The sequence below is a fragment of the Pseudomonas sp. P135 genome, from assembly GCF_020312125.1.
GTDB lineage: Bacteria > Pseudomonadota > Gammaproteobacteria > Pseudomonadales > Pseudomonadaceae > Aquipseudomonas > Aquipseudomonas fragariae.
Genome location: NZ_JAGPYR010000005.1, coordinates 246,145 through 260,313 on the forward strand (window position 1 = coordinate 246,145; position 14,169 = coordinate 260,313).

Sequence of the window (14,169 nt, forward strand, 5' to 3'; positions counted from 1 at the left end):
AGGGGGAACGGTCGCATCAGGCGAAGGTCCAGTAATCAGTAGCAACAAAACCTGTACGGTTATCAGAGGGCGATACTTGAATACGTCAAAAGCGGCAACCGGCATTGAGGGCCTGGACGACATCCTTGCAGGGGGTCTTTCACGCAGTCATGTGTTTCTTCTCGAGGGAGAACCCGGAACCGGCAAGACAACCGTGGCCCTGCAATTTCTGCAGGCCGGAGCGGCAGCGGGCGAAATATCCCTTTACATCACCCTGTCCGAGACTGAAAGCGAGTTGCGCTCGGGTGCCGCCTCGCACGGCTGGGAACTCGACGAACATATCAATATCTTCGAACTGACGCCGCCCGAAAGCCTGCTCGATGCCGATCATCACCAGAGTCTGCTCTACTCCTCGGACCTGGAGCTGGGTGAGGCGACGCGGCAGATATTCGAGGTGGTCGAGCGCGTCAAACCCACTCGCGTGGTGATCGACAGCCTCTCGGAAATCCGTCTTCTGGCGCAGAGTTCGCTGCGTTACAGACGGCAGATTCTGGCTATCAAGCATTATTTCACCCGCTACAACGCGACGGTGCTGCTGCTTGATGACCTGACCACCGAGGCGCTGGACAAGACTGTGCACAGTGTCGCCCACGGCGTTATTCGCCTTGAGGCACTGACACCTACTTACGGTGCCGAGCGCAGGCGCCTGAAAATCGTCAAGTATCGTGGCCAGAAGTACCGCGGCGGTTTTCACGACTTCACCATTGCCGAGAACGGTATTCACGTCTTTCCGCGCCTGGTGGCGGCGGAACACCGCTCCAACTACTCGCGCTCCCAATTGAGCAGCGGCATCCCGGAATTGGACAATCTGCTGGGCGGCGGCATCGAAGGCGGCTCCAGCACCTTGATTCTCGGCCCGGCCGGGACCGGGAAATCGCTCATCTCGCTGGTTTTCGCCGTGCAGGCGGTCGCACGCGGCGAGCGTGTTGGCCTGTTCATATTCGATGAGGAAATGGGCCTGCTGTTTGAGCGCATGCTCAAACTGGGGATCGACCTGCGTGCGCTGCAGGAAACCGGCAATCTGGTGATCGAACAGATCGACGCCGCAGAGTTGTCCCCTGGTGAATTTGCACACCGCGTAAGACGCGCGGTGGATAAAAAGCAGATAAAGACCGTTGTCATCGACAGCATCAACGGCTATCAGGCTGCGATGCCGGAAGAAAGCGCGCTGGTTCTGCACATGCACGAGCTGCTGCTCTACCTCAACCGCCAGGGCGCCTCGACCTTCATGACCGTTGCGCAGCACGGACTGGTGGGCGATATGCGCTCGCCGGTGGACATTACCTACCTTGCCGACAGCGTGATTCTGTTGCGCTACTTCGAAGCATTGGGCCAGGTACGCCGAGCGATATCGATCATCAAGAAGCGTACCGGTACTCACGAGTCCACTATCCGCGAGTACCGCATCAGTTCCAACGGATTGAAAATCGGCGAACCATTGCAGGCCTTTCAGGGCGTACTGCGCGGTGTGCCGTCGTACATGGGCGACAAGAAACCGCTGCTTGAGGATGACGACCTTTGAGTACTCCAGGCCTGTCGTCAGAGCGCGCGATCATTCTCGCCCCACGCGGGCGGGACAGTCAGATCGCTCTGCGCATTCTCGACGAAGCGGGTTACCCGGCAACGGTAGCCCGTGATGTGTCCGAGCTGGTCAGAGAGTTGGGTATGGGGGCCGGCCTGGCGATCATCGCTGACGAGGCACTGCGCAACGCAGATATGACCCCGTTGCTCGAACTCCTCGGTCGCCAGCCGCCCTGGTCGGACTTGCCTATCGTCTTGCTGACCCATCACGGCGGACCGGATCACACCCCGCCTGCGCGCACGGGCAGCCTGCTGGGTAACGTGACCTTTCTCGAACGCCCTTTCCATCCGGTGACGCTGGTCAGCCTGGTGATGACGGCAGTGCGCGGTCGAAGACGTCAGTATGAAGCCCGGGCACGCATGGAGGACCTGCACGAAAGCGAAGGCCGCCTGCAGAATGCACTGATGGCCGGCAGGCTGGGCTCATGGGTACTGGAGGCGGAAGACCTCAAGCTGACCTGCTCGAACATCACCAAAAGTCACTACGGCCGCGACGAGCAGAACACGCTCGACTACGACGACTGGCTGGCCGCCGTTTATTTCGAAGACCAGCCCAGAATGCAATCGGCGTTGCAGCGCAGCCTGGACACCGGTGTCGACCTGATCATCGAGTACCGTAATGTCTGGCCGGACGGTTCGCTCAACTGGGTGGATGTACGCGCCCGCGCCACTCGCAGCAAGAACGGCATGGTCGGCTCACTGGCGGGCGTGACGTCTGACATCACCGAGCGCAAGCAGGCCGAGTCGCAATTGCGTCGTCTCAACGAAACACTTGAGCAACAGGTTGAAGAGCGAACCTCGCAGCTGCGTCACAAAGAGGAGATTCTCCGCCAGTCACAGAAAATGGAAGCGGTCGGCCAGTTGACCGGCGGGATTGCCCATGACTTCAACAACATGCTGACCGGGATCATCGGCAGTCTGGAATTGATAAGGCGGCGGCTGGCACGTGGGCGCACTGAGGACCTGAACAGCCTTATTGACCTGGGTGTGACGTCGGCAAACCGCGCTGCCGCCCTGACCCATCGCCTGCTGGCCTTCTCACGGCGTCAGTCGCTGGACTCCAAGCCGGTCGAGATGAATCATCTTGTCAATGCCATGGACGAACTGCTGCAGCGCAGCGTCAACGAGAGCATTCACCTGCAGTTGCGTCTGGCACACGATCTTTGGACCGCAGAAGCCGACCCCAACCAACTGGAGAGTGCCCTGCTCAACCTGGTGCTCAACGCCCGCGACGCCATGCCTGACGGTGGTACGCTGGTGGTCGAGACCTTCAATCAGCAACTGGACAGATCCTTCACCAATGCCCATGAGAACCTGTTGCCGGGTGACTATGTCGTACTGAGCGTCAGCGACAATGGCTGTGGCATGCCTGAGACTGTCATCAGCCGCGCTTTCGACCCCTTCTTCACCACCAAACCCATCGGCCAGGGCACGGGCCTGGGTCTTTCGATGATTTACGGCTTCAGCAAACAATCGCATGGCCACGTCCTGATCAAGAGCGAGGTCGGCGTCGGCACTACCGTACAACTGTTTCTGCCGCGCTTTAGCGGGCTGGCGAACGAAACAGAGCAAAGCTTCCAGAGCAATGCGGTTTATGCCGAGAATGGCGAGACGGTGTTGATCGTCGAAGACGACCCCGCCGTGCGGGCACTGGTCAGTGAAGTGCTCGGCGAGCTGGGCTACACGTTTATCGAGGCTGGCGAAGCGACGGATGCCGTGCCGATCCTGGAATCCGGACGGCGCATCGATCTATTGATCAGCGATGTAGGCCTGCCAGGCATGAACGGCAGGCAGCTGGCGGAAATCGCCAGGCAACTGCGACCGGAACTCAAGGTGCTGTTCATCACCGGTTATGCAGAACATGCGGCGGTGCGCGGAGGTTTTCTGGACACAGGGATGCAATTGATCACCAAACCCTTTGCGTTCGATCACCTGACTTCAAAAGTACGGGAAATGATTGAAGCCTGAGCAATGCTCAGGCTTCAGGTAGCGCAGACTTGTCCGGTTGCCCGCTCATTCGCCATCAAGCCAGCAGCTTCTGAATCTGGGTATGCAAGGTGTCCATGGTGAAGGGTTTGGCAAGAATGGGCGCCTTCAGCGCAATCGGGCTGCCCGAGTCGAGTATCTCCGCCGGGTAACCGCTGATGAAAATCACCTTCAACTCAGGCCGCAGCATGATCGCAGGCTCGGCAATCTGGACGCCCGAAACGCCGCCCGGCAGCCGATAATCGGTAATCATCAGGTCGAGATGGGGTTTGGTCGCCAGAATCTCGAAAGCCTGCTCGCCGTTCTGGGCTTTCAGGACACGATAACCCTCATTCGACAGATAATCGGCCAGAAGCATCAGGATCAGGGGCTCGTCTTCGACGATTAGTACGACGTTTTCTGCATCAGCGCTCATTGAACTGCCTTTGATCTTATAAATAGCTGCCATTACGACCACGGCACGCATGGGAGGTTGCGCCAACCTGTGATTAAACTTTATTGCCGGTGGCGGCGACCTTACAGAGGCAGGCAGATACGAAACACAGAACCCTTGCCCTCTTCACTTTCCACCTCGATGCGACCGCCGTGCGCCATGACGATCTGATCGGAAATGAACAACCCAAGACCCAACCCGGCAACAGCGTGATTGCTCGACACCCGCTCGAACTGCTGAAAGATGCGCTTCTGGTTTTCGGCCGTAATGCCAATACCTCGATCCCTGACTTCGATGAAAGCCTCGCTGTCCTTGCTGTACACATGCACTTCAATCGGCTTTCGCGCACCGTAGCGCAGCGCGTTGGTCAGCAGGTTGGCAACCACCTGCTCGATACGGAATTCGTCCCAGACACCGATCACCGGCTGTTCGGCGAACCGGGTGATGGTGGAATTGGCGGCGGCGATCTGCGCGGCAAAGCTCTCCAGCAGTTGCGTGACCAGTTCGCTCAGGTCGAACGGGCTCGGTCTGATCGACAGCTTGCCAGTACGGATCCTTGATACGTCGAGCATGTCTTCGATCAGGCGGATGAGGCTCTGAATCTGTCGCTCGTCGCGATCGACCATCGCGCGCAGCTTCTCCATGGTAAACGCCGCCGCATTGTCCTTGGCCAGGTGCAGCTTGCGCAGCTGGGTTTCCAGAATCAGGCCGTTGAGCGGCGTGCGCACCTCGTGGGACACGATGGACATGAAGTCGTCCCGCATGCGAATCGCGTGTTCCAGCTCGCCCTGGGTCGACTGCAGACGCTTGAGCAGGGCTTCCTGCTCCTGACGACTGCGCTCAAGCTCCTCGACCTGTATTTTCATGGCCTTGCGCTGTCGGTAAAGATCGACGAACACGTTGACCTTGCTCTTCACCGCGTGAATATCCAGCGGCTTGTGCAGAAAATCCACGGCACCGCTTTCATAGCCCTTGAAGGCGTAATTCAGCTCGCGGCCGGCAGCACTGACGAAGACAATTGGAATGCTTTTGGTCTTTTCCGTGCTGCGCATCAGCTCGGCCAGTTCGAAGCCGTTCATTCCGGGCATCTGAACGTCGAGGATGGCCATGGCGAATTCGTGCTGCAGCAACAGTGACAGCGCTTCGTCCGCAGACAGCGCCTTGTAGACGATTCGATCACCGCGCTTGATCAGCGCTTCGAGCGCCAGCAGGTTTTCCGGCAAATCGTCAACGATGAGCAGTTTTGCCTGAATTTCACTTAACATGCGCTTCGTTCCAGCTCGACCAGCAAGCGGCCAATATCGTTCAGGGAAAGGAGGTAATCGGGCGAGTGCAGCGCCAGGCCAGCTTCAGGCATGGTAGAAGCCTGAGCCTGCGACGGGTCCTGAATCACCGTGAAACCACCATACTTCTTGATCTGCAGCAATCCGTTCGCGCCGTCATTGTTGGCGCCGGTCAACAGCACGCCAGCCAGTCTCGGCCCATAGGCATCAGCGGCCGAACCGAACAGAATGTCGATACTGGGCCTCGAATAAAACACCCTGTCCTCCTGACTCAATGACAGGGAAAAGTCAGACTCCACCGAAACATGATAGCCCGCTGGCGCAACGTACAAAGTGCCGGGCACGATGCCCTCCTTGTCGTCGGCTTCCTTGACCGGAATCGCCAGCCGGTTCTGAAACACATTGGCCAACTGGCTGAGCCGGTCATCAGGCAAATGCAGGACCATCAGGATTGGTAACGTAAACCCCTTGCGCAGGCCGCTGAATATTTTCAGCAGCGCCTCCACGCCGCCCGCCGAGGCGCCGACGACAATGGCATCGACCACGGGCAACGGGTGGCTGAGCGTGTCATCGCCAAACGTGATTTTCATAATTTCCGGTAAATCCGCTCGGGCTTCACCAGCGCCTCGAAGGCGCCACCGTAGGCGGAGAAATCCAGGGTTTCCTTGCTGCCCAACGCCAGAAAGCCACGATGGCACAACGAATCATGAAACAGCCCGAACGCTCGATCCTGAAGCTTTTTGTTGAAATAAATCAGTACGTTACGACAAGAAATAAATTGCGTTTCGGAGAATACACTATCTGTGGCCAGACTGTGATCGGCAAACGTGACGTTCTCGCACAGCGTCTTGTCGAAGATCGCATAGTCATAGGCAGACGTGTAGTACTCGGCAAAATCGCGCTGCCCTCCCGCCTTCCGATAGTTCTCGGCATAGGCCCGCACGTTGTCCATGGAGAAGATGCCCTGCTTGGCCTTTTCCAGCGAGCTGGGGTTGATATCGGTCGCATAGATGATGGTCCGCTCCAACAGCCCCTCCTCGCGCAACAGAATAGCCGTGGAATAGACCTCCTCGCCCGTGCTGCAACCGGCAATCCACACCTTGAGTGATGGGTAGGTGCGCAGTACCGGCACGACCTCGTTGCGGATTGCCAGAAAATGCGACGGGTCACGGAACATCTCACTGACCGGAATCGTGAGAATCTGCAGCAGTTGCATGAATGCTGCAGGATCGTGGAGCACACGTTCCTGCAGGGCGGAGATGGTCGCACAATCGAACTGACGCAGCGCATGGATCACGCGACGCTTGACCGAAGCGCCGGAGTAATCACGAAAGTCGTAGCTGTATTGAAGGTAAATCGCCTCGATCAGCAGGCGCAGCTCGATATCCATGCTTCGATCACGGTGCATGGTGCGGTCCGGGCTTGTCATCGCAGACGCCTCTACATTGAGCCCTCATTCAGATACGCTCCATCTTCGGCAGCCAGACGCGAATCAGCGAAAACAGACGGTCCAGATCAATGGGCTTGGCCAGGTAATCGTTGGAACCCGCTTGCAGGCAGCGTTCCTGATCATCTTTCATGGCCTTGGCCGTGACGGCGATGATCGGCAGTTTGCGCCAGCGCGGATCCTTGCGAATCTCGATGGTCGCTTCATAGCCGTCCATCTCAGGCATCATCACATCCATCAGGACCAGATCGATGTCTTCTACCTCGTTAAGCCTGGCAATCGCCTCCAGACCATTGCGGGCGATTTCCACCACCGCGCCTTTATGTTCCAGAGCGCTGGTCAGCGCGAAGATATTGCGCACATCGTCGTCGACCACGAGGATCTTGCGCGCCTCGAAGACCTTGTCACGGCTACGCGCGGTCTTGAGCATCTTTTGTCGCTCGTTGGACAGTTGCGATTCGACCTTGTGCAGAAACAGCGTCACCTCATCGAGCAGCCTTTCCGGCGAGCGCGCGCCCTTGATGATGATCGAACGCGAATACTTCATCAGCTCGGCTTCTTCATCGCGGGTCATGTTGCGGCCGGTATAGACGATGACCGGCGGGAAGGCGCAGATGTCTTCCATCGACATGCGCTTGAGCAACTCATTGCCGAGCATGTCCGGCAGCTTCAGGTCGATGATCATGCAGTCATAGACATGATCGCGCAGCAGGTCCAGCGCCTCCTGGGCGAAGCCTACCGCCGTGATTTCAATATCATCGTCACCGATCAGGCGCGCGATGCTGTCACGCTGCAGCGCGTCGTCCTCGACCAGCAGGATACGCTTGACCTTCTGCGTCAGCTTGGCCTCCAGCTTGGCGAACACGTCCTTGAGCTCTTCGCGTGTGGTCGGCTTGACCGCGTAGCCAATGGCGCCCATGTGCAATGCGGCTTCCTGACGATCTTCGACCGAGATCACGTGCACGGGAATGTGCCGGGTGGGCGCCAGCTCCTTGAGACGTTGCAGCACGGTCAGGCCCGAATGGTCCGGCAGGCGCATGTCCAGCAGGATCGCATCCGGCGTATAACGGGATGCCAGATTGAAGCCATCGTCGGCAGCATGCGCCACCAGACAGTCGTAACCCAGCTCATGGGCCAGGTCGTAGAGAATCTGGGCGAATCGCACTTCATCTTCGATCACCAGGATGCAGCGCCGCTGGAAAGGTGCCTTGTCACGGTCGTCGTCAAATACCGGCACCGGCGTATCCATCGGCACGGGTGCCGGAACGGGCTGCGCAATGACCGGAAGCACAGGGGCATACGGCTGTAGCGCAGCAGGCGCTGACACGATCGGCAGATCGCTGCCCGGCTCGCGATCGTCTTGCTCGACGTAATGCTCCGGCAGCACCAGGCTGAAAATACTGCCCTGCCCCGGTGCGCTGGTGACACTGATCGATCCGCCCAGTAATGCCGCCAGATCTCGTGAAATCGACAGCCCCAAGCCGGTACCGCCATAACGTCGGTTGGTGGTGCCGTCTGCCTGACGGAACGCTTCGAAAATACCCTGCTGATGCTCCTCGGCGATGCCGATGCCCGAGTCACGCACAATGAACGCGATACCGGCGCCTGGCTGGCGCGAGACGACCATGCTGACCGAGCCGGCCTCGGTGAACTTGATCGCGTTGGACAGCAGGTTCTTGAGGATCTGCTCAAGGCGCTGGCGATCCGTGAACAGCATGGTGGGCGCACCGGCCTGGATGTCGACGGTAAACGCCAGTTTCTTCTCGGCGGCGAGCGGCTGGAAGAGTGTCCGCAGACCTTCAACCAGACGGGACACGCTGCTGTTTTCCGGACGCATTTCCAGCTTGCCGGCTTCGACCTTGGAAATATCCAGAATGTCGTTGATCAGATTCAGCAGGTCATTACCTGCCGAATAGATCGACTCGGCAAACTTGACCTGTTCGGCGGTGAGGTTTTCGCCCGGGTTCTCGGCCAGCAGCTTGGCGAGGATCAGCGAGCTGTTGAGCGGCGTGCGCAACTCGTGGGACATATTGGCGAGGAACTCGGACTTGTACTTGCTGGCACGCTGCAGCTCGTCCGCCCGCGCCTGCAACTCGGCCTGGGCGATATTCAGTTCTTCGTTGTTGCGATCCAGCGCATCGCGCTGCTCGGCCAGCGCTTGACTCTGGTCGGCCAACTGCTCGTTGGTCTGCTCAAGTTCGGCCTGCTGGGTCTCCAGATGAGCCTGGGATTCCTTGAGGATGCGCGACTGCTCCTCCAGCTCTTCGTTGGCGGTGCGCAGTTCTTCCTGCTGCACCTGCAGCTCTTCGTTGAGCTGCTGGGTCTCGGCCAGCACCTCCTGCAGACGCTGGCGATAACGGGCGGCTTCGATGGACGTGCCGACGTTGTCCGCCACCAGCTCAAGGAACTCGATGTCCCGCTCGGTCAGGGCGCGCAGAAAACCCAGTTCGATCACGCCGTTGACCTGATCGTCATTGCTGGTTGGCACCACCACCACGCTGCGCGGCGAGCCCTCGCCCAGGCCGGACGCAACCTTGAAGTAATTATCCGGCAGTTCATCCAGGGTAATGATGCGGTCCTGCTGGGCGGCCTGCCCGACAATGCCTTCATCACTGTGAATGGTCTGATCCTGCTGCTCCTGTTCGCGGGAGAAGCCATACGAGGCAGCCCGTGTGAGGCCGCCGTGGTCCTGGCGAATGTAGACCGCCGCCACCGACGCGCCCAGGTATTGGGTCAGGAACTGGAGGATATTGCGGCCCAGCATGCTCAGCGTCAGTTGCCCCAGAACCTGCTCAGCCAGCTCGCTCTGGCCATTGCGCAGCCAGGCCACTTTCTGCAGACGCTCGGAATTGATTTCCTGAAGCCTGAGGTTTTCGCTGTAGGTATTCGACAGCGACAGCAGATCCCTGCGACCGATATAGGCCAGAATTGCGCTGACGACCACCACGAATATCAGATAAAGGGTGACGGAAAGGATGGTACTGCGCGTGACTTCCGCATTGCGGGTCAGACGAAGTTGCTGCTCCATTTCCACCGCCTGATCATATTCAGTACGGATCTGATCGGTGATTCGCTTGCCACGTCCGGCCAGTACCGGCGTCTGATAATCGCCGTTGGTGCGCCGCAACGTGATCATCTCCTGGGCGAACGCATTCCACTCCTGCTGCAGTGTGGACAGACGTCTGAACCGATCCAGTTGCGTGGGGTTGTCGTCTACCAGTTTCTCCAGCCCCTGCAGCTCGGCGAGCAACAGCGGCTTGGCGACCTCATAGGGGTCGAGAAAATGCTGATCCCCCGTCAACAGAAAACCGCGCATGCCGGTTTCCATGTCTATCGACAGTTTCATTGAGCGGTTGGTGTTGTTGATCACCCGGTCAGTGTGCTCGACCCACTGTATTGCAGTGAGCAGATAACTGATCAGCAGAATGAAGAAAACTGCACTCAGTACACCGACACCCAGTGGCAAGCCAACGTTACGTCCCAGCAATTTTCGAAAGCGTTGTTCATCGACAACAGACGTCCGATTCATGAAATATCCCTGACCAATGGATCAAAACCGTAGAGTTTGCCGTAAACCTACAGAAAACACTCTTATTTCTGACATAGAGGATTGAAATTTCACACATAAATGGGCGATAAGCTCACGCCGGTATTCATTAATGACGCCAACCCGTGAGTCGCCCTCGCGATTTACGGTATTTGTGCCTCGATTGAACTTCCACACGGTTTTTATTTACTGATACAGGGACTGTATCGACAGCGGACAGGCCCTCGCTCGGTTACCCTGAGTCGAGGGGAAAGGATGCGCGAAACTCCACACCGTCTGCGCTATCACCATTATTCAGGTTTAAGGAGTCAACCATGCCCGACACAGCCCGCACCATTCTCGTGGTCGAAGACGACGCCATTGTGCGCATGCTGATTGTCGACGTGCTCGAAGAGCTGGAATACAAGGTACTGGAAGCCGAGGACGCTACGTCGGCACTCACCTTTGTTGCAGACGATTCCAATCACATCGACCTGTTGATGACTGACCAGGGGCTGCCTGACATGAAAGGCACTGCACTGGCCAAAAAGGTCATCGAACTTCGCCCGCAATTGCCCGTGCTGTTCGCCAGCGGTTACTCGGAAAATATCGACGTGCCGCCAGGCATGCACTCGATCGGCAAGCCGTTCTCCATCGACCAGTTGCGCGACAAGGTAAAAAGCATTCTTGGAAACAGCCTTGACTGACATCGACGCTGCCTTCAACCGCACCGATAAGCCTGCCAGCACCCGCCTGTTGATCATCGGCTACGTATGGCCCGAGCCGCGATCTTCGGCCGCCAGCGGGCACATGATGCAACTGATTCAATGCTTTCTGGAGCAGGACTGGCAGATCACCTTTGCCAGCCCTGCCACCGAGGGCGAGCATCGCGCCGATCTGCTCAGTCTGGGCATCAGTGAAGTGCACATCACGCTCAACGACAGCAGTTTTGATGTATTTGTCAGCCAATTGCAGCCTGATGTGGTGCTCTTCGATCAGTTCATGATCGAGGAGCAGTTCGGCTGGCGGGTCGAGCAGCAGTGTCCTGACGCACTGCGGATGCTGGAGACGTCGGATTTCCAGAGCCTGCGCCACGCACGCCATCAGTTGCTGAAGGACTCGCTGAACAGCGATTGCGCCGCGGCCGGGCCGGGCAGCGCCGACGTTTCAGCGCCGCAGCTTTTCCGGCAAATAGCCTCCAGTGATCTGGCGCAGCGCGAAATTGCTTCGTTGTATCGCTGCGACCTCAACCTGATGACGTCGGATGTCGAAATCGCGCTGTTGAGCGGCCCTTTCGGCCTGCCCGCGGCGCTGCTGCACTGGTGCCCGTTGATGATCGACGGTATTCCCGACAGCTTCCGGCCTTTTGTACAGCGTGCGCACTTCCTCAGCATCGGCAACTTCCGCCATGCGCCCAACTGGGATGCCGTGCTGTGGATGAAAACCGTTATCTGGCCGCTGATTCGCCAGCAACTGCCCGAAGCCCAGCTACACATTTATGGCGCCTATACGCCACCCAAGGCCTCGGCGCTGCACAATGCCGCTCAGGGCTTTCATGTGAAGCACTGGGCCGAGGATGCGCTGGAGGTCATGTCCAACGCGCGGGTGTGCCTCGCGCCATTGCGCTTCGGGGCCGGCATCAAGGGCAAGCTGATGGACGCGATGCTCTGCGGAACGCCGTCAGTCACGACGCCGGTGGGTGCGGAAGCCATGAGCGGCGGGCTGCCGTGGCCCGGCATCATTGCCGATAACCCTGCGGAAATCGCTGGCGCTGCGGTCAGGCTGTATCAGGACCAGAACCTCTGGCTTGAAGCGCAACAAGCGGGTCAGGCGTTGCTGCAGGCACGCTTCCAGCATCGGCAGCACTGTGCGAGCCTGATCGAGCGCATCGAGACCCTTCGCAACGGACTGACGGAGCATCGACTGGCGAACTTCACCGGCGCCATGCTGCGGCACCATCACCACAAGAGCACCAAATACATGGCGCAGTGGATCGAAGCGAAGAATCGCAACAAGGATGAAAAACCGGCTTAGGCCGGTTTGCGCAGCAAATAGGTATCCATGATCCACCCCTTGCGCTCGCGTGCCTCACTGCGCAGGCGCTTGATCTGCTCGCAGACATCATCCAGCCGTCCGGCCACCAGTATCTCGTCCGGCGTGCCCAGGTACGCGCCCCAATAGATGTCCAGCCCCTGCCCCGTATAACGCTCGAATGTGCAGTGCGCGTCGAGCATCACCACGACGTTGCCGGGGTGCTGCAGCGGAGCTGTCGCCATGCGTCGGCCGGTGGTGACAAGAATCGACTCGCCAATGCGATTGAGCGGGATGCGGTGCCGCGCGACCAGACTCTGGACGCTGGTGATACCGGGTATCACCTGATACTCGAAAGCCTCCTTACCCCGCGCCAGAACCTGGTCAAGGATGCGCATCGTACTGTCGTAGAGCGACGGGTCGCCCCAGACCAGAAACGCGCCGACCTGATCCACGTCAAGTTCATCGGTCAACAGCCGCTCGAACAGTACCGCGCGCTGTTCGTGCCACCCCTCGATGCCGCGCTCGTAGGCCTCTGGATCATCTTCACGTCGAGGGTCCTGGACTTGCACCAGACGGTAGCGTTGATGAGTGATATAGCGCTGACAGAGCTCTTTGCGCAGCCTCAGCAACTGATCGTCGACGTAGCCCTTGTCGAGGATGAAGATCACCTCTGCACGGTTCAGGGCCGCAACGGCCTGCAGGGTGATCTGTTCGGGATCCCCGGCCCCCATGCCGATCAGCAGGATCTGTTTCATCGGTCAACGCCTCCTCTGTGCAGAGGCCTGATCGTAGGCGATTTTTGCCAATGACCGGGCATTGAACTGAAAAATCAGGCACATTACTCTTTTGGCAACAGATGAACATGACATCGCCAATGAATAAAACAACAAGAATCGCCGACCCTTCCTACGAACTGATGGACGACCACAACGGTCTGTCGATCATCTACCGCGAGCATGGTTTCCCCTGCCCGCTGGTGCGCTGGCACTTCCACAAGGAATATGAACTGCACCTGATCGTCGCCAGCTCCGGCAAGGTGTTTGTCGGCGACTACATCGGCAATTTCAATCCTGCCAGCCTGTTTCTCACCGGCCCCAACCTGCCGCATAACTGGATCAGCCAGATCGACGACGGTGAAGTGGTGCCCAAGCGCGACATGCTGGTCAACTTTACCGATGAGCTGCTGGAAAGCGGCAACCAGGTGTTTGCCGAGCTCAAGACCCTGACGCCGTTATTGGAGCGCGCCCGCTACGGCATCGAATTTCGCTGCAAACGCACGATTCGTCAGGCCATGAAGCAGATGCAGAAAATCGCCGACTCGCGAGGCATTACTCGCCTGGGCCATTTCTTCATTCTGCTCGAACTGCTCGCCGCCAGCGACGACTACCAGTTGCTGTCAGGCACGGCGGTCGCCCACACGGCGGACGAGCACAGCGTGGATCGCACCAACCGGGCGGTGGATTATATTTTCGCCCACTATGGCCGCGAGCTGCCGCTGGAGGAAGTCGCCGAGTATCTGGGCATGAAACCGACCTATTTTTCCCGGGTGTTCAAACAGGCTACCGGGCGCTGCTTCGTGGAGTTCGTCAACCGGCTGCGTATCAGCAAATCCTGCGAACTGCTCGCCGACGGCGACAAACCGGTCACCGATGTGTGCTTCGAGTCCGGATTCAACAATATTTCCAACTTCAATCGGCGTTTTCAGCAACTCAAGGGCATGACTCCGTCGCACTACCGCCGACTCGCCGTTCAGCGTCTGACCGAACAAAACCTGTACTGATTCGCCCCGCCCTCGCCCTCATCGTCTACGCTGGAGTTGCGTCGAAGCCGCCCTATGGGC

Annotated in this window: 11 protein-coding genes; 5 read left to right on the plus strand and 6 right to left on the minus strand. The window is 58.5% G+C overall.

The window, feature by feature from the left end:
* Positions 1-76: 76 nt before the first annotated feature.
* Entirely contained in the window at positions 77-1,561 is a 1,485-nt protein-coding gene (locus tag KBY08_RS09915) for an ATPase domain-containing protein (RefSeq protein WP_011267691.1), read from the plus strand.
* Complete coding sequence (locus KBY08_RS09920; RefSeq protein WP_024641973.1) at positions 1,558-3,588, plus strand: response regulator; 2,031 nt, start codon at positions 1,558-1,560, stop codon at positions 3,586-3,588. Before KBY08_RS09915 ends, KBY08_RS09920 begins: the two co-directional genes overlap by 4 nt.
* A gap of 55 nt (positions 3,589-3,643) precedes the next feature.
* Here the strand turns inward: KBY08_RS09920 and KBY08_RS09925 are convergent, their stop codons facing one another.
* From KBY08_RS09925 to KBY08_RS09945, 5 genes are all read right to left on the minus strand, one after another.
* Positions 3,644-4,021, minus strand: a complete 378-nt coding sequence (locus tag KBY08_RS09925; protein ID WP_024641974.1) for a response regulator — start codon at positions 4,019-4,021, stop codon at positions 3,644-3,646.
* Between the two features lie 101 nt (positions 4,022-4,122).
* Positions 4,123-5,304, minus strand: a complete 1,182-nt coding sequence (locus tag KBY08_RS09930) for a hybrid sensor histidine kinase/response regulator (protein WP_024660621.1) — start codon at positions 5,302-5,304, stop codon at positions 4,123-4,125.
* On the minus strand, positions 5,298-5,912 hold the full coding sequence (locus tag KBY08_RS09935) for a chemotaxis protein CheB (protein WP_003402806.1): 615 nt from the start codon (positions 5,910-5,912) through the stop codon (positions 5,298-5,300). Before KBY08_RS09935 ends, KBY08_RS09930 begins: the two co-directional genes overlap by 7 nt.
* Positions 5,909-6,730 (minus strand): CheR family methyltransferase, encoded by an 822-nt coding sequence (locus tag KBY08_RS09940; RefSeq protein WP_024638804.1) that lies wholly within the window; start codon positions 6,728-6,730, stop codon positions 5,909-5,911. Before KBY08_RS09940 ends, KBY08_RS09935 begins: the two co-directional genes overlap by 4 nt.
* Positions 6,731-6,779: 49 nt before the next feature.
* Positions 6,780-10,298: a response regulator gene (locus tag KBY08_RS09945; RefSeq protein WP_024660620.1), complete on the minus strand. Its 3,519-nt coding sequence runs from the start codon at positions 10,296-10,298 to the stop codon at positions 6,780-6,782.
* 332 nt (positions 10,299-10,630) lie between these two features.
* On the opposite strand from KBY08_RS09945, the gene KBY08_RS09950 reads away from it, so the two are divergent.
* Together KBY08_RS09950 and KBY08_RS09955 are read left to right on the plus strand one after the other, a co-directional pair.
* Positions 10,631-11,002, plus strand: a complete 372-nt coding sequence (locus tag KBY08_RS09950; RefSeq protein ID WP_003369350.1) for a response regulator — start codon at positions 10,631-10,633, stop codon at positions 11,000-11,002.
* Entirely contained in the window at positions 10,995-12,329 is a 1,335-nt protein-coding gene (locus tag KBY08_RS09955; protein WP_024641976.1) for a glycosyltransferase, read from the plus strand. Before KBY08_RS09950 ends, KBY08_RS09955 begins: the two co-directional genes overlap by 8 nt.
* Here KBY08_RS09955 and cobF read toward each other — a convergent pair.
* Positions 12,326-13,084 (minus strand): precorrin-6A synthase (deacetylating), encoded by a 759-nt coding sequence (gene cobF / locus KBY08_RS09960; protein WP_024660619.1) that lies wholly within the window; start codon positions 13,082-13,084, stop codon positions 12,326-12,328. The two genes, KBY08_RS09955 and cobF, sit on opposite strands and share 4 nt — an antisense overlap.
* 119 nt (positions 13,085-13,203) lie before the next feature.
* On the opposite strand from cobF, the gene KBY08_RS09965 reads away from it, so the two are divergent.
* The gene (locus KBY08_RS09965; protein WP_003402817.1) at positions 13,204-14,109 is read left to right on the plus strand and encodes an AraC family transcriptional regulator; all 906 of its coding nucleotides are present in this window, start codon (positions 13,204-13,206) and stop codon (positions 14,107-14,109) included.
* Positions 14,110-14,169: the final 60 nt, after the last annotated feature.

What these genes read in the sequence shown, in the direction of transcription:
- KBY08_RS09925 (WP_024641974.1), bottom strand. Translation starts at nt 4,021, where the DNA reads ATGAGCGCTGATGCAGAAAACGTCGTACTAATCGTCGAAGACGAGCCC.
- KBY08_RS09950 (WP_003369350.1), top strand. Translation starts at nt 10,631, where the DNA reads ATGCCCGACACAGCCCGCACCATTCTCGTGGTCGAAGACGACGCCATT.
- KBY08_RS09965 (WP_003402817.1), top strand. Translation starts at nt 13,204, where the DNA reads ATGAATAAAACAACAAGAATCGCCGACCCTTCCTACGAACTGATGGAC.
- KBY08_RS09940 (WP_024638804.1), bottom strand. Translation starts at nt 6,730, where the DNA reads ATGCACCGTGATCGAAGCATGGATATCGAGCTGCGCCTGCTGATCGAG.
- KBY08_RS09945 (WP_024660620.1), bottom strand. Translation starts at nt 10,298, where the DNA reads ATGAATCGGACGTCTGTTGTCGATGAACAACGCTTTCGAAAATTGCTG.
- KBY08_RS09930 (WP_024660621.1), bottom strand. Translation starts at nt 5,304, where the DNA reads ATGTTAAGTGAAATTCAGGCAAAACTGCTCATCGTTGACGATTTGCCG.
- cobF (WP_024660619.1), bottom strand. Translation starts at nt 13,084, where the DNA reads ATGAAACAGATCCTGCTGATCGGCATGGGGGCCGGGGATCCCGAACAG.
- KBY08_RS09935 (WP_003402806.1), bottom strand. Translation starts at nt 5,912, where the DNA reads ATGAAAATCACGTTTGGCGATGACACGCTCAGCCACCCGTTGCCCGTG.